The organism is Actinomyces faecalis, assembly GCF_013184985.2.
Taxonomy (GTDB): domain Bacteria; phylum Actinomycetota; class Actinomycetes; order Actinomycetales; family Actinomycetaceae; genus Actinomyces; species Actinomyces faecalis.
The window spans coordinates 1963520-1988025 of record NZ_CP063418.1 but is presented as its reverse complement, the minus strand read 5'-3'; the positions used below and the strand labels follow the sequence as shown (position 1 = coordinate 1988025).

General features: G+C 68.5%; 16 protein-coding genes. 14 read left to right on the top strand and 2 right to left on the bottom strand.

Features of this window, described 5'->3' with window-relative positions:
• The first annotated feature begins 18 nt into the window (after positions 1–18).
• The 11 genes from atpD to HRL51_RS08480 all read left to right on the top strand — a co-directional run bounded on the left by atpD (position 19) and on the right by HRL51_RS08480 (position 20100).
• Positions 19–1476, top strand: a complete 1458-nt coding sequence (gene atpD, locus HRL51_RS08530) for a F0F1 ATP synthase subunit beta (protein ID WP_172120281.1) — start codon at positions 19–21, stop codon at positions 1474–1476.
• A gap of 2 nt (positions 1477–1478) precedes the next feature.
• Positions 1479–1823: a F0F1 ATP synthase subunit delta/epsilon gene (locus HRL51_RS08525; protein ID WP_172120280.1), complete on the top strand. Its 345-nt coding sequence runs from the start codon at positions 1479–1481 to the stop codon at positions 1821–1823.
• Position 1824: 1 nt separating this feature from the next.
• Positions 1825–2229, top strand: a complete 405-nt coding sequence (locus tag HRL51_RS08520; protein WP_172120279.1) for a DUF2550 family protein — start codon at positions 1825–1827, stop codon at positions 2227–2229.
• Positions 2230–2330: 101 nt separating this feature from the next.
• Positions 2331–5570 (top strand): DISARM system SNF2-like helicase DrmD, encoded by a 3240-nt coding sequence (drmD, locus tag HRL51_RS08515; RefSeq protein ID WP_218957675.1) that lies wholly within the window; start codon positions 2331–2333, stop codon positions 5568–5570.
• Between the two features lie 173 nt (positions 5571–5743).
• Positions 5744–9745 (top strand): Eco57I restriction-modification methylase domain-containing protein, encoded by a 4002-nt coding sequence (locus tag HRL51_RS08510; protein ID WP_244960147.1) that lies wholly within the window; start codon positions 5744–5746, stop codon positions 9743–9745.
• Complete coding sequence (drmA, locus tag HRL51_RS08505; RefSeq protein ID WP_172191274.1) at positions 9738–13619, top strand: DISARM system helicase DrmA; 3882 nt, start codon at positions 9738–9740, stop codon at positions 13617–13619. Before HRL51_RS08510 ends, drmA begins: the two co-directional genes overlap by 8 nt.
• Entirely contained in the window at positions 13616–15754 is a 2139-nt protein-coding gene (gene drmB / locus HRL51_RS08500; RefSeq protein WP_218957623.1) for a DUF1998 domain-containing protein, read from the top strand. Before drmA ends, drmB begins: the two co-directional genes overlap by 4 nt.
• Before the next feature lie 14 nt (positions 15755–15768).
• The gene (locus HRL51_RS08495; RefSeq protein ID WP_172191272.1) at positions 15769–16584 is read left to right on the top strand and encodes a phospholipase D-like domain-containing protein; all 816 of its coding nucleotides are present in this window, start codon (positions 15769–15771) and stop codon (positions 16582–16584) included.
• 82 nt (positions 16585–16666) lie between these two features.
• Complete coding sequence (gene nucS, locus HRL51_RS08490; protein WP_172191270.1) at positions 16667–17362, top strand: endonuclease NucS; 696 nt, start codon at positions 16667–16669, stop codon at positions 17360–17362.
• A gap of 60 nt (positions 17363–17422) precedes the next feature.
• Positions 17423–18751 carry a DNA glycosylase AlkZ-like family protein gene (locus HRL51_RS08485; RefSeq protein WP_172191960.1) on the top strand — a complete coding sequence of 443 codons (1329 nt, stop codon included), beginning with the start codon at positions 17423–17425 and terminating at the stop codon, positions 18749–18751.
• Positions 18752–18870: 119 nt separating this feature from the next.
• Entirely contained in the window at positions 18871–20100 is a 1230-nt protein-coding gene (locus tag HRL51_RS08480; protein WP_172191268.1) for an N-acetylglucosamine-6-phosphate deacetylase, read from the top strand.
• On the opposite strand, the gene HRL51_RS08475 is transcribed toward HRL51_RS08480, so the two are convergent.
• Both HRL51_RS08475 and purU read right to left on the bottom strand, forming a co-directional pair.
• Positions 20090–20602 (bottom strand): beta-class carbonic anhydrase, encoded by a 513-nt coding sequence (locus HRL51_RS08475; protein ID WP_172120274.1) that lies wholly within the window; start codon positions 20600–20602, stop codon positions 20090–20092. The genes HRL51_RS08480 and HRL51_RS08475 overlap by 11 nt on opposite strands.
• 115 nt (positions 20603–20717) lie before the next feature.
• On the bottom strand, positions 20718–21632 hold the full coding sequence (purU, locus tag HRL51_RS08470) for a formyltetrahydrofolate deformylase (protein WP_235954212.1): 915 nt from the start codon (positions 21630–21632) through the stop codon (positions 20718–20720).
• 75 nt (positions 21633–21707) lie between these two features.
• On the opposite strand from purU, the gene HRL51_RS11895 reads away from it, so the two are divergent.
• The 3 genes from HRL51_RS11895 (at position 21708) to HRL51_RS08460 (ending at position 24418) form a co-directional block, all read left to right on the top strand.
• Entirely contained in the window at positions 21708–21830 is a 123-nt protein-coding gene (locus HRL51_RS11895; protein ID WP_280528695.1) for a hypothetical protein, read from the top strand.
• A 384-nt stretch (positions 21831–22214) separates the two neighbouring features.
• A complete protein-coding gene (glyA, locus tag HRL51_RS08465; protein WP_280528694.1) occupies positions 22215–23525 on the top strand; it encodes a serine hydroxymethyltransferase in 1311 nt (436 codons plus the stop codon).
• Entirely contained in the window at positions 23522–24418 is an 897-nt protein-coding gene (locus HRL51_RS08460; RefSeq protein WP_172191266.1) for a bifunctional methylenetetrahydrofolate dehydrogenase/methenyltetrahydrofolate cyclohydrolase, read from the top strand. Before glyA ends, HRL51_RS08460 begins: the two co-directional genes overlap by 4 nt.
• Positions 24419–24506 lie beyond the last annotated feature (88 nt).

The following is a 24506-nucleotide window of genomic DNA, read 5'->3' as shown; positions in this document are numbered from 1 at the left end:
GACACGGAAGAACGCATCATGGCTGACGAGACCACCACCGCCCCGGAGGCGACCCCCGGGACCGGACGCATTACGCGGATCATCGGCGCCGTCGTCGACGTCGAGTTCCCGCCCGATGCCATCCCAGAGATGTACAACGCCCTCAAGGTGACCATCAAGGCCACCGGTGAGGGCGATGAGGACCATGAGATCACGCTGGAGGTCGCCCAGCACCTAGGCGACAACATTGTGCGCACCATCTCGCTCAAGCCCACCGATGGGCTCGTGCGTGGCTCCGAGGTCCGTGACACCGGCGCCCCCATCACGGTCCCCGTGGGTGACGTGACCAGGGGCCACGTCTTCAACGTCACCGGTGAGGTCCTCAACCTCGCCCCGGGTGAGAAGCTGGAGGTGACCGAGCGCTGGCCCATCCACCGCCAGCCCCCGGCCTTCGATCAGCTTGAGGCCAAGGAACAGATGTTCGAGACCGGTATCAAGGTCATCGACCTGCTCACCCCCTACGTCCAGGGTGGCAAGATCGGTCTGTTCGGTGGCGCGGGCGTGGGCAAGACGGTCCTCATCCAGGAGATGATCCAGCGAGTGGCCCAGAACCACGGCGGTGTCTCGGTCTTTGCCGGTGTGGGTGAGCGTACCCGTGAGGGTAACGACCTCATTGTCGAGATGGACGAGGCGGGAGTCTTCGACAAGACCGCACTCGTGTTCGGACAGATGGACGAGCCGCCGGGCACGCGTCTGCGTGTGGCCCTGTCCGCGCTGACGATGGCGGAGTACTTCCGCGACGTCCAGAACCAGGACGTGCTGCTGTTCATCGACAACATCTTCCGTTTCACCCAGGCCGGCTCCGAGGTCTCCACGCTACTGGGACGCATGCCCTCCGCCGTGGGCTACCAGCCGAACCTGGCGGACGAGATGGGCCAGCTCCAGGAGCGCATCACCTCCGCCGGCGGACACTCGATCACCTCGCTGCAGGCGATCTACGTGCCCGCTGATGACTACACAGACCCGGCCCCGGCCACGACCTTCGCCCACCTGGACGCGACCACCGAGCTCTCCCGCGAGATCGCCTCGCGCGGTATCTACCCGGCTGTGGATCCGCTGGCATCCTCCTCACGCTTGCTCGCTCCCCAGTTCGTGGGTGAGGAGCACTACGAGGTCGCCACCCGCGTGAAGTCGATCCTGCAGAAGAACAAGGAGCTCCAGGACATCATCGCCATCCTCGGCGTTGACGAGCTGAGCGAGGAGGACAAGGTCACGGTCAACCGTGCCCGCCGTATCGAGCAGTTCCTGTCCCAGAACACCTACATGGCCGAGAAGTTCACCGGCGTTCCCGGCTCGACGGTGCCGCTGGCTGAGACCATTGAGGCCTTCAGGCGCATCGCCGATGGCGACTACGACCACGTTCCGGAGCAGGCCTTCTACAACATCGGTGGCATCGAGGACCTCGAGCGTCGTGCCGCTGAGCTCGCTGAGAAGTGACCATGTCAGGAGCACGTGAGCTGAGTGTCGCGATCGTCTCCCGACGCGGCGGGAGGATCTGGCAGGGTCCTGCACGAAGCGCCTCGGTCCCGCTGGTTGACGGCGAGCTGGGGGTCCTTCCCGGCCGCCAGCCGATCCTGGCCTTGCTCGGGCGTGGCACGGTGCGTGTGGTGACGATGCAGGAGACCACCGAGAGCGTCGAGGTCGCCGGTGGCTTCTGCTCGGTGGACCACGACGTGGTTACCGTGGCGGCTGACCGCGTCGGGGACGAGATCACGGGCGACGAGTCTGACATCGACCTCATCCACGAGGAGATTGTTGAGACCGACTCTCAGGACCTGGACTGAGATGACGACGGCGGGCTGGTGCGTGATCGCGGTCCTCGCGGCTGCACTGGTGCTCGTTGCCCTCATCCTGCTGCGGGTACGGCTGCTGGCTGGCCAGGTCGGCTCCTTCGAGTGCGCGTTGCGCCGTCCCGGTGACCGGCGTTGGATGAGCGGGGTGGCCTGCTTCGGGGACGAGGCGGTGGAGTGGTACCGGCTCGTGTCCTTGTCCTGGCGCCCAAAGCTCTGCATACCGCGCCAGGATATGGTGCTGGCTGACGCCCGCAGGCGTGGAGCAGGCGGCCGGGTGGTGGACGTGGCCTGTCAGGTTGGACAGGTCCGTTATGACCTGGGGATGCTGGAGGACTCGCACTCGGCGCTCGTGGCCTGGCTGGAGTCGGCCGCGCCCGCTCAGCCGCGGCTGTTCTAAGAAAGTACCGGTGCATTCACGTCACCTGGGGTGTCGGGGCCTGGATGAGGCCTGCCCATAAGCGCCTGAGTGGTGTGCTATAACACCGCGGTCGCGTTAGAATAACGCGACCGCGTGGCGGCTCGTACCGCGCGAATCACTGCTCCAGGCGACCGGAGATAATCCTCGTGCCCCAGATCACCTCGCCATCGCGTGCCCCTGAGGTCCCTCAGACCGGACAGGTCGTTCAGGTCCGAGGCTCCGTGTGGGCGGTGACCAACGTTGCGGAGCAGGGCCTTCCCCGCAGTCCTGCCGACGACGGCGTTTCTCGCCTCGAGCACGTCGTCGATCTACAGTCTCTCGATGAGGACCGTATGGGTGAGGAGCTCACCGTGGTCTGGGAACTGGAGGTCGGGCAGTCGGTGGTGCCGGACCGCGGTCTAGCTGAGTCCATTGACGCGGACGCCTTCGACTCGCCCGAGACTCTTGGTGCCTTCGTTGACGCTGTGCGCTGGGGTGCCGTCACCTCAGCCGACCCGAAGGCCTTCCAGGCCCCCTTCCGTTCCGGCGCCACCCTGGAGCCCTACCAGCTTGAGCCCCTACGCCGGGCGCTGGCAGCCCCACGCACCAACCTCCTGCTGGCTGATGATGTTGGCCTGGGCAAGACGATCGAGGCGGGGCTGGTGATCCAGGAGCTGTTGCTGCGCCACCGCGCACGCTCGGTCATCATCGTGTGCCCGCCGAGCCTGGCTCTGAAGTGGCGCGATGAGATGCGTGAGAAGTTCGGTCTCGACTTCGTCATTGTGGACTCGGCCCGCATGGCTGCCGACCGGCGCACCTATGGGCTGGCCGCCAACCCACTGCGCCTCCACCCGCGCGTCATCGTCTCCATGGCCTGGCTGCCCGGCATGCGCGCCCAACGGCTCTTGCGTGAGGTCCTGTCTGACGCCGCCCGGTCTGGTACGGCTCGCTCCTACGCTTTCGATGTGCTCGTCGTCGATGAGGCGCACCATGTGGCCCCGGCGGCGCCGACAACTGCGGGGGGGGGGCGTGATACTCGAGGCTACGCGGTCGACTCCCAGCGGACCCGGGCACTGAGGCGTCTGGCGGACAGCTGCGAACACCGTCTCTTCCTGTCTGCCACACCCCACAACGGGTACACCGAATCCTTCTCTGCTCTGCTGGAGATGATCGACCCACGCCGCTTCGCTCGCGGCGCGGACATTGATGCCACCGCCCTGGACGAGGTGACGGTGAGGCGTCTGAAGACGCAAATTAAGGAGAAGGACTTTCGCCACCGCGAGGTCAAGGTGCTCGCCTATGACGCCTCGCCGGATGAGGAGCAGGTCTACGCCACCCTCGACGGCCTCCTGCGGGAATCTGGGCGCTCGCAGGGGCACAGGCACCTGGACATCGCCGCACTCCTGCTCAAGAAGCGCTTCCTGTCTAGCCCCTGGGCCTTCGCGCGGACGCTTGAGGGATACCTCGACCAGTCGGTCCCCGGCGGCGGTCTGGACGGTTTCGACGACCTGGACGACGACTACTACACGGAGGTTATGGGCTCCGGCCAGTCCGATGAGGAGGAGGGACTGGCTGCTCAGCCGGAGATGGATACGCTCCTGGCTACTCGCGCCTCGAACCCGCTGTCGGCCGCCACGCGTGGTCAGCTTGAGGACCTGGCCGCCTGGGCCCGGGGCTATCAGTCCCGCCCCGACTCCCGTCTGGAGGCCCTCCTCTCCTTCCTCGACGCCGTCTGCCGGCCTGACGGCAGGACGTGGACGAATGAGCGGGTGGTCGTCTTCACCGAGTACGCGGACACCCTGGACTGGATCGTCTCCGTGCTGCGCCAGCAGGGCTACGGCGAGCGCCTGGAGGTGATCCGGGGATCGACGTCGGCGGAGGAGCGTGAGGAGGTTCGGGCGCGCTTCTCCGCGAGCCCCACCGAGGAGGATGTGCGCGTCCTCGTGGCCACTGACGCCGCCGGCGAAGGCATCGACCTTCAAGACTACTGCCACCGCCTGGTGAACTTCGACGTCCCCTTCAACCCATCTCGGCTGGAGCAGCGGGTGGGGCGCATCGACCGCTACGGTCAGCGCGAGGTCCCGGAGATCTACTACCTCGCTCCCACAGGCCGAACCGGCCTGTACGCGGGCCACCAGGACTTCCTGGGGCGGCTCGCGGAGAAGATCGCCACCGAGACCCAGGACCTGGGTGCCATCAACCCGCTCATCGACGAGGAGGTGACCACGCAGTTCCTCGGGCGCGCCCTGCGCAAGGCCTCAGCGCAGGGGCGCGACGAGCAGGCCATCACGCAGGCCCTGGCCGGCTCGGCCACGCTCAACCAGCAGCTGACGGCACTCGCGGCGAGGTATGAGAGCCGCAAGGAGCGAATGCACTTGACACCCTCGGCGGCCCGGCGGGTGGTCGATGAGGCACTGCGCCTGACGCATCAGCCGCTTCTGACGGAGGTTGGCAGTGAGGACACCGATGCGGCGGTCTTCGCTGTGTCGACTCTGGGGCGCTCCTGGCAGGACGCCTTGGTGGGCCTCGACACCCGTCTGGCGCCGGGGCGGCTGCGGCCGATCACCTTCGACGAGGAGGCCAGGCGTGTACCTGGGATCGTCCACGTTCACCTGGGTCATGCACTCATGCGCAAGGCGACCCGCACCCTGCGGGCGAACCTCTTCAGCCCGCACTCCCAGATGAGCCGGGTCACAGCAGTTGTGCTGCCTGGCCTGGAGCACTCCTGCGCCGCATCCTTGTCCCGCCTGGTCCTCGTGGGGCGCGGGGGCCTGCGGCTGCACGAGGAGGTTTTCATCACCGGGGTGCGGCTGCGCGGACACCGCGTTGCTGAGGACGCGCTCTCCCGTGTGCTCGATCGTGCCCTGGATCCGGACGGTTACCGGCTGGCGGGACCACAGGTGCGGCGCCACCTCACCAACGTGTGGAACGACGACGGGCACCTGCGTGCCCGGCTCGTGGAGGAGACGGAACGGCGGGCGGCGACCCTCCAGGACAGGGTGACTGCCAACCTTGAGGAGCGCCAGCAGGCTGATGCCCAGCGCGTCCACGATATCTTCGCGGCCTTCCGTGCCAACCTCACTGACTCCTTGGAGCGTCTGCGCGCCGAGGAGCGCGAGCAGCAGGGAATGCTTGCCTTGTGGGCGGAGGATCAGCGTCACCAGCGCGCCCGGGACGTGCGCGCCATGGAGGACCGCCTGGTCGACCTGGACGGCGAGGAAGCGCGCGAGGCTGAGGCGATGGCGCTGCGTTACCAGGACGTGCGGCCCTACGTCTCGCCCGTGGCCTTGGTGCTGGCTGTCACTGAGGAGGACGCGGTAGCGTGGGAGGCGCAGTCATGAATCCGGGGCGTGGAGCAGGCCGGCGAACGATGATGGGGCGGGGTTGCGGTGCGAACACGAGGGGCAGCACCACTCGGTCAGTAGCGCAGCAGCATCGAGAGTGGCTTGAGCTGGTGGATACTGACGGGCCATTCCTGTCCGTCCCGGTCATGACAGGGCTGTATCCGCAGGGGATGCCCTCGCTGAACCGGGCCCGCCGGGCGGTCCTGCGTGCCGTGAAGCCCTCCTTTGACCGTGCCTGGGATGCCTGGGACAGTGACCGGGACTCACATCGGGCGTTGGCTGACTACCGCCAAGCGCGCGATGCCTGGGTGTCTGCGGTCCTCACTGATGTCATCGGCTGGGGTAGCGACTATGTGAGTGCGACGGACTGCCCGGCCCTCGGTGAGGTCTATCGGGTGGTCTCCGACGGCTTGTCCTCGGTGACGGTGACGCCGAGCGGCGCCTTGGCCCATGGGGAGGGGGTTGGTGCCCTCGTGCTCGTCACTGATCCGGTGGACTCACTGCGGGCTGTGGGCGACGACGGATGGGCGGCCAACTTCATTGACCGGATAGCAGCTATGCTGCGCTGCCGGGACTCGACCTGTTCGATCGGCGTGGTGACGGACGGGCGCTGGTGGGCGCTGGTGAGCGCTCCACCGGGCGGGGCGGTGGCCTCGGGCATCGTGGACTGCCAGACGTGGGTGGAGGAGCCGGATACCTGTGATGCCTTTTGCGAGCTCTTATCCGTGCGCCGCCTTCTAGGCGGGGAGGTCAAGAATCGGCTACCTGCCCTCTTCGAGGATTCCATCCTCGCGGCGGAGGAAGTGACGGAGGCTCTGGGCACGCAGGTGCGCCGGGCAGTTGAGCTGGTGGTCACTGCTGTGTCTGAGGCTGCTCTCAACGTCGAGGTGGGTGACCGGTCTCACCCGCTGTCCGAGGACGCCCACGAGGTCTATGAGGCGGTCGTCACCGTCATGATGCGTGCCGTCTTCCTGCTCTTCGCTGAAGAGCGTGGACTCCTACCCGCGCAGTCCCTCTACACCGGCAGTTATGGTCTGGTGGGAGTCCTGGATGAGCTGGAGGCACGAGCCCGGGACGAGGGCGAAGAGTCCATGGATGGCACGAGCCTCACCTGGCACCGGCTGCTAGCGAGTTCCCGGGCTCTGTACGGGGGCGTCAACGCCGAGGACATGCGGATCCCCGCCTACGGTGGCTCTCTCTTTGATTCTTCCCGCTTCCCCTTCCTCACGGCGACGGACGCCAGTGGTGCTCTGATCCTGGCGGTCTCCGACCGGGTCATGCTGCACGTGCTGCGCTCGCTCCAGACAGCCTGGATTGGTAAGGGACAAGAGATGCGCCGTCTGTCTTTCCGGGACATTGACGTCGAGCAGATCGGCTATATCTACGAGGGCCTGCTCGGTTATACGTGCACGCGCGTCCAGGAGACAGTACTGGGCCTCATTGGCACTGATGGGGCGGAGCCGGAGGTGCCCCTGAGTCTCCTGGAGGACCTGGCCGAGGACCACGCTGACGACGCCGACCTTGCCGAGGCCGTCATCGCCTGGCTCAAGGAGAACCAGAGCGCAGCGAAACCACCTACGAAGGGGGCCCTGGCCAAGGCCTTGCGATCCGGGGATGCGAGAGATCAGGCGGAGGTTGAACGGGCTCTGCTGGCCGTCACCCCGGACGCGCAGCTGCGCGAGGCCCTGCGGCCGTGGATCGGTGCGATCCGCCGTGACCTGCGCGGCCGGCCGGTCGTCATCGAGGCCGGTGGCCTAGTCGTGACCGAGACCCCATCGCGGCGCAACGCTGGTGCCCACTACACGCCCCGCGCGCTGGCCGAGGAGGTGGTGCGCCACGCTCTGGAGCCGCTGGTCTTCAACCCGGGCCCGCACCAGACGAACGACCGCTCGGCCTGGCGGCTGCTGAGCTCGGACCACATCCTCGGCCTGCACGTGGCGGACATCGCCTGTGGCTCGGGCGCCTTCCTCGTGGCCGCGGCCCGCTTCCTCGCCGACCACCTGGTGGAGGCCTGGACCCGCGAGGAGGCCGTGAGGAACCACACGAGCTCGCCTAACGAGGTGCGCAGCCGCGCCCTGCGGCAGGTGGTGGCCCGCTGCCTGTACGGGGTAGACATCAATGAGATGGCCGTGGAGATGTGCAAGCTCTCCCTGTGGCTCGTCTCCCTGGACAAGGACAAGCCCTTCAGCTTCGTGGACGACAAGGTCTTCGTGGGCAACTCGCTGCTGGGGGTCACCGACCTGCGCCAGCTGCGGTCCCAGCACATTGACCCCGCTGAGGCTCCTGCGACGCGGCTCTTCGAGCTCGACCGTACAGGCGACTACGCGCCTGCCCTGGATATCGATGCGGTCCTGACGCAGGTGCGGGAGCGGCGCCGTGCCCTGGCCTCCGAGGTAGATGACGCGGATCCGGCCCGCTCGACGACGACGAAGCAGCGGCTCCAGCGGGACAACGAGGAGAACCTGCGGCTCCTGGAGCGCGTGGCCGACGCCGTGGTGGCCGTGGGACTGGATCCGGCGGTTGGTGCGAAGCCCGGTAAGAGGCTGAACGAGGCCTACGGGGACCTGGCTGTCGCTCTCGGCCGTGCTTTCCCGCCTGAGGGCGAGGCAGACGCGGAGATGCTGGAAACCATCCTTGAGCGTGGGCTGACCCCGATGGTGGAGACGGACTACGAGCGCTGGCACTGCCTGCACTGGCCGCTCGCCGTTCCCGAGGTCATGGAACGCGGTGGATTTGATGCGATTGTGGGGAACCCGCCCTTCCTGGGCGGGCAGAAACTCACTGGCGCCATGGGCGAGAACATCCGTGCCTGGTTCGTCTACGTCCTGGCTTCTGGGCAGCGGGGGAGCGCGGACCTCGTGGCCTATTTCTTCCTCCGCGCCTTCAGCCTCCTAAGACCAACAGGAACGCTCGGGCTCATTGCGACGAACACGCTCGCCCAGGGGGACACCCGTGAGGTGGGGCTCGACCGCATGATCGAGGATGGCTTCACCATCACCCGCGCCATCCAGTCCCGCACCTGGCCGGCCAAGAGCGCTAACCTCGAATACGCCGCTGTCTGGGGTACCCGGGGTCACGTTGCGGACGAGGCGGTGCGCGTGTGCGACGGTACGCCAGTGGCCCGCATCAGCACTCTCCTAGAACCTGAGGGGCGCGTGAGCGGCGTGCCCGAGCAGCTCGTTGAGAACGCCGACATCGCCTTCATCGGCTGTTACGTCCTCGGCAAGGGATTCATCCTGGAGCCAGGGGAAGCGCAGGCCTGGATCGAGCAGGACCCGCGCAACGCCGAGGTGCTCTTTCCCTACCTCAACGGCGAGGACCTCAATTCCCGCCCCGACTGCTCAGCCTCCCGATGGGTTATTGACTTCGGTATGCGTTCACGAGATGAGGCTGAACTCTATGCCACGCCGTTCGCGAGAGTGGTCCGGGATGTCAAGCCGCAGCGCGATATCGTCAAGATCGATTACCGCCGCGATTATTGGTGGCGCTTCGCTGCATGGGCACCGGCCTTGCGGCGGGCTATTGCTGAGCTCGGCGAGGCGCTGGTCATGGCGCGCGTGAGCAAAACAGTCATTCCCGTGCGCATCCCAACGGGTTCTGTGACGAGCGAGCAGATCGTCGTCTTCGCGACGAACTCATACAGCGAGCAGGCGGTGCTGTCCTCCTCCCTGCACCAAACTTGGGCGATCAAGAACGGCTCCGGAATGCGGGGCGATCCTCGCTACACGCCGTCGGACGTTTTCGAGACCTTCCCTCGCCCCGAGCCCACCGAGGCCTTGGAGACGGTTGGCCGCGCCTTGGATACGCAGCGCCGGGAGATGATGCTGCGCCGGGACCTTGGCCTCACCAAGCTCTACAACCTCGTCAATGACCCGGACCTCGCGCCCGGCGTGGACCCGGACGTGGACCGCCTGCGCCAGATCCACCGCGAGCTCGACGAGGCAGTGGCCGCCGCCTACGGCTGGGGAGATGTTCCCTTGGATCACGGCTTCCACACCTACCGGAAGATGACCCGTTGGACAGTCTCCCCGGCCGCCCGCGTCGAGCTGCTCGACAGGCTGCTGGAGGAGAACCACCGCCGCGCCGCCGCCCAGGCACCCGCGCAGCCCGCGAAGACGCAGCGTCGGAAGCGCAGTGTCGCTCCCGTCCAGGAGGAGACCCTCGATGTCTAAGACCACACCGCCCCGCACCTCCACCCACTCGGCTACTGGGAGCGCCACGCCTCACGACGGCACCGCCTACGTCTTCGACGAGGCACCCTCCGCCACCTCCGCCTCGGCCAGGGCCGGGCTCCTGGAGGTGCTGCGCCGCGAGCTCCTCGGCCCCGCCGAGGGCGACCGGGAGGTCCTCTCGACCCAGCCCAGTCAGCGCTACCTCCTCGGGCGCATCGCCCCCACTCGCCTGCGCGGCGCTGGTGAGAGTCCGGACGCCGATGCTTCAGGTGACAGCTCCGAGGGCATTGACCCGCTGGACGCGGCGGCCTCCACCGGTGTCCCCGTCACCGGTGCGGAGAAGGACACGCTAGGTGCCACCGCGGAGGAGGACCGGGGCGAGGACACTGATGATGAGCCCGTCCGTCGTGGGCTCATGATCCCGGCCTCCATGGGCCTGCGCTTCCAGGTCCCCGCCGACCTCGATGCTCTCAGTGTTCACGTCAGCTGGGGCACCTATGAGCCCACCTCAGCAGTACGCGACACCGGCCCGGCTGCTGCCGACGGGGGAACCCGTTACCGCCGCATTCCCCACGAGCACAGCATTCGCCTTGAACTGGCCACTCTGACTCCAGGCACGACCGAAGACCGGCTCCTCGAAGGGGAGGTCACCCTGCGCATCGACTCCTACCTCGATGAGTCCGCGGGCCGATACCTTGTTGAGCTCGCCCTGTGCAATGACCGCACCACCCCGAGGCGCATCCCCACCGAGGCCTGGATGTTCCAGACCCGCATCGACGTGGACGCGGGCGGCCGCGCCGTCTTCCTCCCCGTCCACGACCCGATGCTCCCGCCAGCCCTGGGTTCCGGACCACGGCCGCATCCCGGCAGCGAGGAGGCCCGCCTGGACCTCCAGTACCGCGACCGACTCGAATTCGCCGTCGGCCGTACCTGCTCCGCCGACTGGAGCCTGGCGCCCACCAGCCCCGGCGAGGAGGCGCCCCGTCTCGCCGTCCAGGTCCGCACCACCTGGATCCCCGCGGTCGAGACTCCCCAGACCACCGCCGCGGACGTCCCCGGCGCCCTCCTTGATATGCGCGCACTGGCCACTGTGTCCGCCAACCCGGACAGCCCCACCGCGCTGCGCGACGCCTTGAAGCCTATGGTCACCGCCTACAGCGTCTGGCTGAAGGAGCAGGCGGCAGTGGCCGCGAATCTGCCCGATCACCTGCGACAGACGGCCGAGGAGGCGCTCGCCGAGGCCCGCCAGGTCCTGGACCAGCTTGCCGAGGGCCTCGACCACCTCACCGCCGACACTCCAGAGGGGGCTGAGGCCCGCCGCTGCTTCGCCTTCATGAACCGGGTCATGGCTGACCAGCGCGTCTACTCACAGATCGCCGCCCTGCGTGCAGCCGACCAGAGCCTCAGCGTCCGCGAGGCCGAGGCGCGCGTCCTCGCGGGCGGCTACCCGCACCACTGGCGCGTCTTCCAGCTCGCCTTCATCCTCATGCAGTTGCCCGCCCTCACGGACCCGGCGGCCGAGCGGCGCGCCGGGGACCTCGCCACCGTCGAACTCCTCTTCTTCCCCACCGGTGGCGGAAAGACCGAGGCCTACCTGGGGCTGGCCGCCTACGCCTTCGCCATCCGCCGCCGCCAGGGACTCCTAGAGACCCCGGACGGGCCGATCGACGGGCGTGCCGGCGTCACCGTCCTCATGCGCTACACGCTGCGCCTGCTCACCTCCCAGCAGTTTCAGCGCGCCACCACCCTCGTGTGCGCCGCCGAGCTCGTCCGCCGCGAGGACCCCGCCACCTGGGGCAGTGAGCCCTTCCGCATCGGCCTGTGGGTCGGCACGAGCGTCTCCCCCAAACGCGTGAGCGAGGCCGCCGAGGAGCTCAAGCGCCTGCGCGACCAGCCAGGCAGCGGTGCCGGCCGCCGCTTCTCCGCCCTCCAGCTCGGCCACTGCCCCTGGTGCGGCCTGCCCCTGACCCCGAACGACGTGACCGTGGACAACGTGGCGGAGCGCGTCGTCGTGCGCTGCCCCGACCCCTACGGGGACTGCCCCTTCTCCGCCGGCGACGACAACATCCCCGACGGCCTGCCCGTGCTGACAACGGACGAGGAGATCTACCGACTGGTCCCCGCCTTTGTCATCGCCACTGTGGACAAGCTCGCCCGGCTCGCCCGCGAGGGGCACGCCGCCACGCTCTTCGGGCACGTCGCCCGCCGCTGCGAGCGCCACGGCTACGTCCCTGGCCTCGATCACCGCGGAAAGTCGGACTACGCGGGCTGCACCCTGGCGGACAACGGGCGACACCAGGCCAAAGGAGGCCTTCGGCCCGCCACTATCCGGCCCGCTGTGAGGCTCCGGCCGCCGGACCTCATCATCCAGGACGAGCTCCACCTCATCACCGGGGCGCTGGGCACCACCGTCGGCCTGTTCGAGACCGCCGTCGATGTCATGTGCGCCTGGACCGCCCCTGACGGGCACCCGGCCGCCCCGCTGCTCGTCGCCTCCTCCGCGACCGTCCGCAAGGCCGCCGACCAGGTCCGGCTCCTCTACGGCCGTGACCTCACCATCTTCCCGCCCCAGGTGCTCGACGCCTCGGACACGTTCTTCTCCCGAGTCACTCCTGTGGACGCGGAGCACCCGGGGCGCCTGTACGTGGGCCTGTCTACCACGGGGGTGCGCCTGACCGCCGCCGAGATCCAGGTGACCCAGGTACTCATGGCCGGCGCCCAGCTGCTCCTCGACCGCGTCGGCAAGGCGGCCGACCCCTACATGACGCTCGTCGGCTACTTCTCCGCCACCCGTGAGCTCGCCGGCATGGCCCGCTACGTCCAGGACGACATCCAGACCGGCCTGGCCAAGCCCGGCCGAGACTCGCGCCTGCCGCGCCGCCGGGGCACGGACTTCGGCGCCCTGCACCTGGGCGAGCTCACCTCCCGGATCTCCTCGGCCGACATCACCGCCACCCTCGACCGCATGGGACTCACCTTCGATCCCGATTTTGACTCCACGGCCGCGAAGGACGCGGCCATGGCGGCGACCCTTGCTGGCAAGAGCGTCCCACGCCGGCAGGCGGCGGCCAACCCCTACGACGTGGTCCTGGCGACCTCCATGCTCCAGGTGGGGGTGGATGTGTCCCGGCTCGGCCTCATGCTCGTCGTCGGGCAGCCCAAGAACACCGCCGAGTACATCCAGGCGACTTCCCGAGTCGGCCGCGACGCGAGCCGCCCCGGGCTCGTCGTCACGCTGGGCAACTGGGCGCGCCCGAGGGACCTTGCCCACTATGAGCAGTTCCGGCACTTCCACGAGACCTTCTACGCCCGCGTCGAGCCGCTGTCCGTCACGCCGTTCTCAGTGACCGCCGTGGACCGTGGCCTCGACGGGGCGCTCGTCGCCGCCGCCCGCGTCACCCAGGCGGCCGTTCCTAGGGGACTCAACCCGGAGCACGACGCCGGGAATGTGTCGGATCAACGGGATGCGCTTGAGGCGCTTGTGGAGACCCTTGACCGTCGGGTGCTGTCCGCAGGAGGCGAAGGCGCTGCCCGATATGCGGGTCATCGCCTCAAGGCCCGTCTCAGCGAATGGGAGCGTCGCAGGAACGACGTCACCACACGGGGTGGCGCGCTCGTTTACGAGCGCGGCGCGGACGATGCGCGTTTCTTCGCGCTCCTGCGCTCGGCGGAGTCCGGTGGCGGTCACGCCCCCCAGAGAGGCGAGGTGCCGTTCGCCGTCGCCGGCTCAATGCGGGAGGTGCAGCCGGAGATCAACCTGCTCGTCTCCCCCGATACCAGCCGTCTCGTGGATCGCTCCGTGGAGGACGGACCGGCCTGGCGGAGGCAGGACCCCGCGAGCACTGACGGCACCGAGCAGGAGGAGGGGCAGTGAGCCAGGACATCGCGCAGGGGAACGATCCTGACGCCACCATCATCGAGGGCGATCTGACCGCCGTCGACCCGCTGGGTGATGGTGACCGGCTCGCGGCCGATCAGGCGAAGAAGAACTACGCGAAGGTCGGCTCCGCCAGGCCCACGGCTCTGCTATACACCTACGGGCCCGGTGCCGTCATCGACCTGCCGCACTTCACGGTCATGCCCGCCGGCCTGGATGATTGGGAGCGCATCTGGCGGCGTCGGGACTCCGCGCCCGTCACCATCCACGCGCCCCGCCTCCTGGAGACCGTTCAGCTCATGCTCGGCCACCAGGTCGGTGAGCTGCGGCGCTTCCCCTGGCAGCCCACCCGGCCAGGACGGCGCCGCGAGGGCGATGACCTGGGCGTGCCCGCGAGGATCTTCCCCCAGTGGCTGCGCTGCACCGGCTGCGATCTGCTCGCGCCGGTCAGCCGCTTCGTCGCCGGGTACTCCAACACCCACCCCTACCGTCCGGACCAGGCCGTCTTCGAGCACCTCGACTGCCCCGGGCATGGTCGGCGTCCATCTGGCTCACGCTCTACGGGATCGGCGGGGCAAAAGCGCGGGAAGCGCCGGTCTCCATGCGTGCCGGCGCGCTATCTGCTGGCCTGCCCGGCCGGCCACCTCGACGAGTTCCCCTACGACTGGTGGGTGCATGAGGGGGCGCACTGCACCAAGGCCCCCAATCCCGAGCTGGAGATGCGCGACACTTCTCAGCGCGGAGCCACCGCGATCATTTCTTGCCGGGCCTGCGGGGCCAGCCGCCCCATGTCTCAGGCCCAGGGTGAGGAGGGACGCAGCCGGCTGCCGCGCTGCCGCGGACGCCACCCGCATCTGGGAGTCTTCGACCCCCAGGGGTGCCAGGCCGAGCCCAGGGTCATGCTCGTGGGCGCCTCCAACCTCTGGTTCGCCACCACCCAGTCCATCATCGACATGCCCAGGCTCGACCCCGCCGAGGTTGAGCGGGACCGAGTGGCGGCGCTCAGCAGGGCACTCGGGGAGGACCGTGAGGCCGTCGGGGAGGACGTGTCCATGGCCCGGATGCTCCTCAAGCGCGGTGACGCGGATGCTGTGGGCCTGCTCGACCTCAGCGACGCCGAGCTCATCGGCCTGCTGAGGAAGCTCGCGGCTCCGGCTGAGAGCGAGGAGGCCCGGCTGCGCCGCCGTGAGGAGTGGGACCCGGTGGACCTCCTCGTCCCTGAGTGGAACTACCTCCAGCAGGAGCCTTCGGGGGAACGGCATGAGGACCCTGCCAGCGGGCTTGTGGTGTCGCCCCGCCCGCTCGGAGCGATGCCGGATGGGATCAGCCGGGTCCTCGCCGTCGACCGGCTGAGGAAGGTCAACGCCGTCCTCGGCTTCACCCGCATTGACGACTTCGACCGCATCGATGACACCGGGGCGCGGCTCGTGCCTCTTGCCCGGGGTGGCCGCCCGACCTGGGTGCCCGCCACGGAGGACCGCGGTGAGGGGATCTTCCTCCAGCTTGATGAGGAGGCGGTTGCCGCCTGGGAGACGCGGGTGCTCGCCAGTCCGCTGTGGAAGGCGCATCGGGAGGCTCACCGACGGAACGTGGAGCGGCGCTTCTCAGAAACCGCCAAGGAGATCAACCCTGATGAGCGCTTCGTGCCGCCGCGCTACTGGCTGGTGCACACGCTCGCCCATGCGCTGATCCGGGAGATGGCGATGTCGTCGGGCTATGGTGCCGCTTCGATCTCTGAACGCATCTACGCCTGGGTGGCGAGTAAGTCGCGGCCCGCAGCGGCTGGGATGCTGCTGACGACGACGGCCTCTGACTCCGACGGGACGCTCGGCGGGCTTGTCGCCCTGTCCGCGCCCGACCGGCTCGCCCACGTGGTCGATGCCGCGTTGGCCGGAATGATGCGCTGCTCCTCCGACCCGGTGTGCGCCAGGCGTGTGCCGCAGGATCCCGAGGACTTCCTTCACGGCGCCGCCTGCCACTGCTGCACGATGGTCTCGGAGACCTCCTGCGAGCGGGCCAACCGGTTCCTTGACCGGTGTTTCGTTGTCCCACTGGCCGGGAACTACACGGTAGACGGCAGAACGGTGGCTTCTGCGGATCTGGCGTTCTTTCGCAATGTCCGGCTCGGGTGAGGCAGGGCTGTCGCATGCCATCGGCTGATCGCAAGCCCTTGCGGATGCTCGGCGCCTTTCTCACCGGCACCGAGGCCGAGGGGGTCGCCACACGTCTGGCCGCCGGTGCGACGCTCAGCCAGGCGCTCGTCGTCGTTCCGGCTGAGCGTCGCATTCGGGCCCGGGAGCTGTTCGAGGCGGCTGGACTTGGGCCCCGAGAGCGTGAGCGTAGTGAGGCCGTGCTGACTGCCGTAGCCGGGGCTGCGAGCAGGATGCGCATGGCTGAGCCGGTGTGGACGGCGCCTGCGGGTTTGTTGGGCGCGGGTGCCCTGACAGGAGATGTCTTTGGCATGGTGGGCAGTGCGATGACGTCGGTGGTCTGCGCTACCTACAACCTTCAGCCCACCTCCTCGCTGTGGACAGCGCTGATGACGCTCGTGCGGGAACGGCCAGGCGTGGCGGTTCGGCTGTACGTCGATACTCAGGCGGCTGACGGCAAGTTCGTGCAACGAGGCGGCCGCGTCGTCCGGAGTCCTGGTGCCGTAGCAAGATCTGGGGGAGGATCACGGAGCACACGGGCACTGAGTAGTGATGAGATGGCGCGAAGGCTTCCGGGCGCCGTTGTTCTGCGCACGCGGGCCCCAGGTGAGGGTGAGTGGCCGGTGACGAGCCACGCAAAGTTCCTGAGTGTGGACCACCGGTTCCTGCTTGTAGGCAGCGCGAACTTCTCCTACAGCGCCGAGGAGCGCAACGTCGAGCTCGGCCTGCGCGTGGACGATCCAGCCTTGGCAGCGAGCGTGGAGAAGCAGATGCGGGATCTTGAGGGGACGGTCTATGAGCCGGTGCGCTGAGTCTGCCCATCGTGCTGAGGTGATATCCAGGCACTCGGGCCCTTCGTCATGCCGGTGACTGCCCTCCCGGTAGGCTGGGTTGGTGCGTGTTGTCATTGCCTCCTGCTCCGTGGACTACTCCGGGCGTCTGGACGCCCACCTGCCCCGCGCCAAGCGACTCATCATGGTCAAGGCTGACGGCTCGGTGCTCGTCCACTCAGACGGTGGCTCCTACAAACCACTGAACTGGATGAGCCCGCCGGCACGCCTGACGGAGGTGGAGGTGGATGAGGAAGATGCAGAGACTGGTGTCGCCCGACGCTGGGAGGTCACGGCCACGAAGTCTGACGACCGTCTGGTCATCCGCCTGTTCGAGGTCTTTTCGGATGAGTCCATGGATCTGGGGGTGGATCCAGGACTGACTAAGGACGGGGTTGAGGCCCACCTGCAGGAGCTGCTGGCCGAGCAGACCGAGCTCATCGGCCCTGGCTGCCGCCTGGTGCGCCGGGAATACCCCACTCCGATCGGCCCGGTGGACCTGCTCGTGCGCGACGGCGAGGGCAGGGCGGTCGCGGTCGAGGTCAAACGTGTGGGCGGGATCGACGGCGTGGAGCAGCTGACCCGCTACCTCGACATGCTCGACCGCGACCCGCTGCTGACCCCGGTCCGCGGAGTCTTTGCCGCCCAGCAGATCAAGCCGCAGGCCCGGGTCCTGGCGGAGGACCGTGGTATCCAGTGCCTGGTGCTGGACTACGACGCCATGCGCGGGATGGACGATCCCACCTCACGGCTGTTCTGACCTCGTCCGTACAGGGCACAGGCACGACCTGGCTCAAGGTAAGGGAGCTCGATGGCAACGATGAAGGGTGCCTCCACCCGTCAGAGGACGGTCGCGCAGACCTCACCACGTGAGAAGTCCCTGCTGCGGATCGTGGCTCAGGGTCTGGTTCCTCAGAGCCAAGCGCCTGACCCGGTGGAGGCGGTACGTCGCCAGCTCGCCGTCCAGGGCCAGCAGCCCTCGGCGGTGCCGCACGCGGTGCTGTCCCGGGTGCCGGTGGGGCTGACGCGGACGGACGTGGACACCGCCTTCGAGACTGGCGCTCTGGTCCGTTCCTGGCCGATGCGCGGCACGGTGCACATCACGACCGCGGCTGACCACCACTGGGTGCGCACGGCTCTCGCTCACCGTATGGACACCTGGATGGAAGCAGACCGTCAGAGGTACGGCTTCACCGAAGCGGTTCTCGGGCGGGCCGGGAGCACGGCGCTAGCGGCTCTGGAGACTGCTCGCCAGGACGGTCGGCAGGGTCTTTCCCGTGCCGAGCTGATGGCGGCGTGGCGGGACGAGGGTGTGCTGAGCCTGCTGGTGGCGGCAGGGATGCCGGAGGGATACGCCCGCCGTCACCTCATCCTCGCTCTCCACGTCACAGGCGTGCTGGTTCAGGGGCCGCGCCGAGGCAACGAGCACCTTGTCACTGACGCCACGCGTCTGCCCCACGCCGGTACCGGTCCTGGTGGCAGTGGAGGCTGTGCTCGTGGCACTGAGGGGCACCGCGCTGCGCTGGCGGAGATCGCGCGGCGCTACGCCACGAGCCACGGCCCGGTCAGCGCGGCGGACCTTGCTCGTTGGACCACGTTGCCCGTTGGTGAGAGCCGCCGGGCTCTGGAGGACGCCGTCGAGCTGAGCAACGCTGTGGACTTTGGCTCCGGCGAGGACCGTGCCAGCGAGCGTGGACTGGTGCCCCTCGTGCGTGCCGTGGCGGAGGGCGGGGACCGAGGTCGGGTGCGTGTGCTGGAGAGGCAGGCAGGCGCGGTTGGTGCTGCCTCGTCGTCGTTGCAGCGACGTGAGGGGGAGGTTCTCTATATGCGTGCCGACCTGCCGGACCTGTTGGCCCAGGCTCGTACGGCCGCTCAGGGCACGCTGTTCCTGGCCTCCTTCGACGAGCTGCACGTGGGCTACAAGGATCGTGTGTGCCTGACCGACGCTGCGGGGGAGAGACTCATCTGTCCGTCGATGAACGGCATGTTCCGACCGATCCTCGTCGACCGTGGTCGGGTGGTTGCGGTACGCCCGGTCGGACAGGGACTGATCTGGGCTGAGGGAGCCCGGCGCTCCGGGAGGTTGGAGGCAGGGGTCGAGCGCGCGATCGACCGGATGGAGGTTCGACTCGCCGGTGTGGTGGGATGACCCGGTAACGGCTTACCGACCCTGATAAGGACCGTGGCAGTCAACCGTGTCAGTCAATGACCGGGCACCTTGGGGGCGGGACTGGTCATAGGGTGAAGGGAACGCCGTATGATCGGCCCATGAGCACTGTCGCTTTCACCGGCCGAGTCATCACCCCCTTCGAGATCATTGAGGACGGCGCGCTCGTCCTCACCGACCACCACATCGCCTGGGTCGGGGAGGTGGCCGGCGCAGACCGCGCAGGTTTCGGCCAGGCCGTGGCTGCGGCGACTCCCGCTCCCGACGGTGGCTACCTCCTGCCCGGCCTCGTTGATGTTCACTGCCACGGCGGCGGCGGACAGTCCTTCCCCAACGCCACCACCCGCGAGCAGGCGATGACGGCGGTCATGGAGCACCGTCGCCACGGGACCACCAGCCTCGTGACCTCCTGCGTGACGGCCAGTGGTGAGGTCCTTAAGGAACGTACCCGGCTCCTGGCCGACCTCGCCGAGGAAGGCGAGATCGCCGGTATCCACTTCGAGGGCCCCTTCGTCTCGGTTGAGCGCTGCGGAGCCCAGGACCCCACCTACATCACCGACCCGGACACGGCCCTGACCCGCGAGCTGCTGGAGCTTGGCCGCGGGCACGTGGTGACCATGACGATCGCCCCGGAGAAGCCCGGTGTCACTGGAGACGACGGCGTTATTGAGGCTCTGCTGACCGGCGGCGCGCTGCCCTCCTTCGGCCACACCGACTCTGAGGCCGGGCCGGTGCGTGAGGCACTGGCAGACGCCGAGGCCCGCATCCAGGCACGGCTGGTGGCAGGCGAGCCGGTGCGCTCGGGACTGCCGACGGTCACCCACCTGTTCAACGGTATGCGTCCCATTCACCACCGCAAGCCCGGGCCGGTGCCCTCCTTCCTGGCCGGCGCCGCGAACTGGCACTGCGTCGTTGAGCTCATCGGCGACGGCGTGCACCTGTCCCCGCAGATCGTGCGTGAGGTCTTTGAACTGGTCGGCAAGGGGAATATCGTCCTTATCACTGACGCCATGGCTGCTGCCGGGATGGCGGACGGCGACTACGTCCTGGGTTCCCAGCCTGTGACGGTGGCCGACGGCGTGGCACGCCTGAGCGACGGCGGTGCTATCGCCGGTGGGACCGCGCACCTCATCGACGTCGTACGGACCACGTGGAAGGGCGGGGTGGACCTGCTGGACGCGGTCTACAGCGCCTCGGTCCAGCCGGCACGCGTTATCGGTGACGACAGTATCGGCGCGCTGGAGGCTGGGTGCTGGGGTGACGTCGTGGTCACGGACGCAGATCTGAGGCCCGTGACCGTGGTGCGCCGCGGCGCCGTCGTCAGCGACTGACCTCGTTCAGCCTCCCGGTGGTGAGGTTGTAGACGAAGCCCCGGGCGCGCTCACCTGCTGGGATATGCGGGTCTGAGGCGAGAGCGGCCAGCATCTCGCGCACGTCCGCCTCGGCACTGGCGAAGCCGCCGGGGCGCCACGTGGGGCGGATTCCGGCGGTGTCAGCGAGCTGGCTGGCAAAGGCCTGGTCCTCTAGGCCCTCCATGCCGCAGTTGGTGTGGTGGATAAGGATGATCTCCTTTACGCCTAGCGCGTGCTGTGCCACGGCCAGGGACCGGCGGACGTCGTCGGTCAGGATGCCGCCGGCGTTGCGGATGATGTAGGCGTCGCCGTCGTCCAGGCCGAGGAGGGCCGCCGGGTGGATCCGGTTGTCCATGCAGACGACGACGGCAACGCGTGCTCTGCGGGCGACGGGGACAAAGGCGTCGGCGTGGTGTGTGGCGCGTGCCAGGAGCTCGCTGGCGCTCGGGCCGAGGGGCGTGGTCGGGTCGTCATGAGCCATGGCCTTATGCTCCCAGGCCAAGGAGCGTTCGTCAGCCCTGTGACGCGGCGAGTGTCAGCGCGATAGGAGACGACGACGCAGGCTGGCTGCGCCGTCGTCTGCTGTCTTTGAGGGCTCAGGCGAAGACGACCGTGCGGTGGCCGTTGAGCAGCACCCGGTGCTCGGCGTGCCACTTGACAGCCTGGGCGAGCACACGGCGCTCGACGTCCTGACCCTTGCGCTGGAGCTGAAGGGCGGAGTCGGTGTGTGAGGCGCGGGTGACGTCCTGCTCGATGATGGGTCCCTCGTCCAGGTCCGGGGTGACGTAGTGGGCCGTGGCGCCGATGAGCTTGACTCCGCGCTCGTGAGCCTGCTGGTAGGGCTTGGCGCCCTTGAAGGAGGGCAGGAAGGAGTGGTGGATGTTGATGACGTTGCCGTGGAGGGTCTCGCACAGGGCAGGGGAGAGGATCTGCATGTAGCGGGCCAGCACCACGAGCTCGACCTCCAGGGAGTCCACCAGCGACAGGAGCGCGGCCTCAGCCTCTGCCTTGGTGTCCTTCGTGACCGGGACGTGGTGGAAGGGGACGCCGTAGAACTCAGCGACGTCACGCAGGGTCTCGTGGTTGCCGACCACGCCGACGACGTCGATGGGCAGTCCCTGGCTCTTGGCACGGAAGAGCAGGTCAGACAGGCAGTGACCCTCCTTGGAGACCATGAGAAGGGTACGGACGGGGCGGTCGGCCTCGTCCAGGGACCAGCGCATCTCATAGGTGGCGGCGAGCTCAGTGATGTCCGCCTCAAGCTCGGTGCGGGGAACTCGGGTCAGCACGGCCACGCGCATGAAGAACAGGCTGGACTCGGCGTCACCGAACTGCTGGGACTCAGTGATGTTGCCGCCGCGACGGGCCAGGGCCCCGGTGACCGCGTGGACGATACCTGGACGGTCAGGGCAGGACAGGGTGAGGACCAGGTGCTGGGTGTCACCTGCGGCGGGGGAGGAGGCAGAGGCTGCCGTCGTTGCAGGTGTAGCGGGAGTCGGGGTGGCGCTCATGACCAGAGCCTAGCGATGGGGCCCGACAGCGGTACTCCAGGTCCGAGAGGTGGGCAGGCTTGGTAGCCTGCCTGTATGGCTGTCGACTCACCGCAGGAGATGCGTGAGGACGAGGACGCTGCTGTCTCGGAACAGAGGCTGAGGCTGCGTGATCTGAAGTGTTCTGGCGGGGAGTGCTTCCGTGTGGGAAGCGTGTGAGGTTGTGGCGCTGACGCTGGGTGCGTCGTGGCGTTCCGTGCGCTGACGGGTTCAGCGTGCTCGTCGTGGTGGTACTACCGGGATGCTGAGAGCCGTGTCGGTTTTTCTCGTGTCGGAGCCCGGCCCCCCCGTAAGCGGGGATTTTTGCCCTGGTCCGCCTCATCGACACCCTGGGGCGTTACGATGTCCCCGTCGTCGTGACTGGCGTTCGGGTGGACCACCACCGGGGAGCGGCGATCGTGCTCACGGCCTGACCGCCCACCAGCCTCGCTGCTGGCCTGCCGTATCCGGCCACGAGCGCGCACCTGTACCTGGTCGCCCGCCTGGGCCGAGGTCGACGCCCCGCGCGGTACGCCGCGCTCAGACAACGCACCGAGGAGAACCATGACTGGTCCTGCCGCCACCTCACTCAACGCCATGCCGCTGGTCGAGCTCGACCCGGAGATCGCCGCCGTCCTGGACGGCGAGCTCGCCCGCCAGCGCGAGACCCTGGAGATGATCGCCTCGGAGAACTTTGTTCCCCGCGCGGTCCTCCAGGCCCAGGGCTCGGTCCTGACCAACAAGTACGCCGAGGGCTACCCCGGCAAGCGCTACTACGGTGGCTGCGAGGTCGTCGACGTCGCCGAGTCGCTCGCCATCGAACGTGCCCTCAAGGTCTTCGGTGGCGACTACGCCAACGTCCAGCCGCACTCCGGCGCCCAGGCCAACGCCGCCGTCCTCCACGCCCTGGCCCAGCCGGGTGACACGATCCTCGGCCTCGCCCTGCCCCACGGCGGCCACCTCACCCACGGCATGAAGATCAACTTCTCAGGCCGCCTGTACAACGCCACCGCCTACGGCGTGGACGAGCGCACCCACCGCATCGAGATGGACCAGGTGCGCCAGGCCGCCCTGCGCGAGCGCCCCAGGGTCATCATCGCCGGCTGGTCGGCCTACCCCCGCCACCTCGACTTCGAGGCCTTCCGCTCGATCGCGGACGAGGTCGGTGCCTCCCTGTGGACGGACATGGCTCACTTCGCCGGCCTCGTCGCCGCGGACCTGCACCCCAGCCCCGTCCCCTACGCCGACGTCGTATCCACCACGGTCCACAAGACCCTGGGCGGCCCGCGCTCGGGCATGATCATCTCCTCGCGCGGCGAGGAGCTGGGCAAGAAGCTCAGCTCCGCGGTCTTCCCCGGCCAGCAGGGCGGCCCGCTCATGCACGTCGTGGCCGCCAAGGCCGTGGCCATGAAGGTGGCCGGCACCGAGGAGTTCAAGGACCGTCAGCGCCGCACCGTCGAGGGCGCGGCGATCCTCGCCGAGCGTCTGCTGCGTGAGGACGTCGCGAAGGCTGGCATCACGCTGGTCACCGGCGGCACGGACGTCCACCTGGTCCTCGTCGACCTGCGAGACTCCGCCCTGGACGGCCAGCAGGCTGAGGACCTCCTCCACGCCGCTGGCATCACCGTCAACCGCAACGCGGTCCCCTTCGACCCGCGTCCGGCCCGCGTCACCTCGGGCCTGCGCATCGGTACCCCGGCGCTGGCGACACGCGGCTTCGGCGCCACCGAGTTCACTGAGGTCGCGGACGTCATCGCTTCCGCTCTGGTCGCTGGTGCCGCGGGCAAGGCCGACGACGAGCTGCTCGCTGGCCTGCGTGCCCGTGTCCAGGCCCTGACCGAGGCCTTCCCGCTCTACCCGGGGCTGGACCAGTGAGGGCCCCCTGGACCGGCACCGCCCAGGTCCTGGACGGCAAGGCGACAGCGGCCGCGATCAAGACCGAGCTCAAGGAGCGGGTGGACGCCCTGCGTGCCCGCGGTATCACCCCGGGGCTCGGGACCGTCCTGGTGGGCGAGGACCCGGGCAGCGTCAAGTACGTGGCTGGCAAGCACGCCGACTGCGCCGAGGTCGGTATCGCCTCCATCCGCGTGGACCTGCCGGCGACCGCTACCCAGACGGAGATCGAGGAGGCGGTGGACCGCCTGAACACCGATCCTGCCTGCACCGGCTACATCGTCCAGCTGCCGCTCCCCAAGGACGTGGACACCAACGCCATCCTGGAGCGCATCGACCCGGACAAGGACGCCGACGGTCTGCACCCGACCAACCTCGGGCGCCTGGTCCTGCGTGGCTCGGAGCCGATCACCTCGCCGCTGCCGTGCACCCCGCGCGCCTGCATCGAGCTCAGCACCCGTCACGGGATCGAGCTGGCGGGCAAGGACGTGTGCGTCGTCGGTCGAGGCGTGACCGTGGGCCGCTCGATCGGCCTGCTGCTCATGCGCAAGGACGTCAACGCCACCGTCGACGTCTGCCACACCGGCACCGCGGACCTGGCTGGGCACGTGCGCCGCGCTGACGTCGTCATCGCCGCCGCGGGCTCGGCCGGGATCATCAGTCCTGACATGGTCAAGCCCGGCGCCGTGGTCCTGGACGTGGGAGTCAGCCGCGTGGTGGACCCCTCCACGGGCAAGGGCCGCATCATGGGGGACGTGGCCGACGGCGTCGACCAGGTCGCCTCGTGGCTCTCGCCGAACCCCGGGGGAGTGGGCCCCATGACCCGTGCCCTGCTGCTGGCTAACGTCGTCGAGACGGCCGAGCGCCAGGCCTGAGCGGTACCAGGTACCAGGAGGCGCCGTCGTCACCCACTCAGGGGACGACAGCGCCTCCGTCCTGTCGGTGCTGCTCCTCCATCCGGCT

Bases quoted from the DNA above. Each gene is read 5' to 3' on its own strand.
- HRL51_RS08475 (WP_172120274.1), bottom strand. From the start codon at position 20,602: ATGGCTCATGACGACCCGACCACGCCCCTCGGCCCGAGCGCCAGCGAG.
- glyA (WP_280528694.1), top strand. From the start codon at position 22,215: ATGACTGGTCCTGCCGCCACCTCACTCAACGCCATGCCGCTGGTCGAG.
- atpD (WP_172120281.1), top strand. From the start codon at position 19: ATGGCTGACGAGACCACCACCGCCCCGGAGGCGACCCCCGGGACCGGA.
- HRL51_RS11895 (WP_280528695.1), top strand. From the start codon at position 21,708: ATGGCTGTCGACTCACCGCAGGAGATGCGTGAGGACGAGGACGCTGCT.
- HRL51_RS08485 (WP_172191960.1), top strand. From the start codon at position 17,423: ATGAAGGGTGCCTCCACCCGTCAGAGGACGGTCGCGCAGACCTCACCA.
- HRL51_RS08510 (WP_244960147.1), top strand. From the start codon at position 5,744: ATGCCCTCGCTGAACCGGGCCCGCCGGGCGGTCCTGCGTGCCGTGAAG.
- HRL51_RS08495 (WP_172191272.1), top strand. From the start codon at position 15,769: ATGCCATCGGCTGATCGCAAGCCCTTGCGGATGCTCGGCGCCTTTCTC.
- HRL51_RS08520 (WP_172120279.1), top strand. From the start codon at position 1,825: ATGACGACGGCGGGCTGGTGCGTGATCGCGGTCCTCGCGGCTGCACTG.
- purU (WP_235954212.1), bottom strand. From the start codon at position 21,632: ATGAGCGCCACCCCGACTCCCGCTACACCTGCAACGACGGCAGCCTCT.
- HRL51_RS08525 (WP_172120280.1), top strand. From the start codon at position 1,479: ATGTCAGGAGCACGTGAGCTGAGTGTCGCGATCGTCTCCCGACGCGGC.
- drmA (WP_172191274.1), top strand. From the start codon at position 9,738: ATGTCTAAGACCACACCGCCCCGCACCTCCACCCACTCGGCTACTGGG.
- HRL51_RS08480 (WP_172191268.1), top strand. From the start codon at position 18,871: ATGAGCACTGTCGCTTTCACCGGCCGAGTCATCACCCCCTTCGAGATC.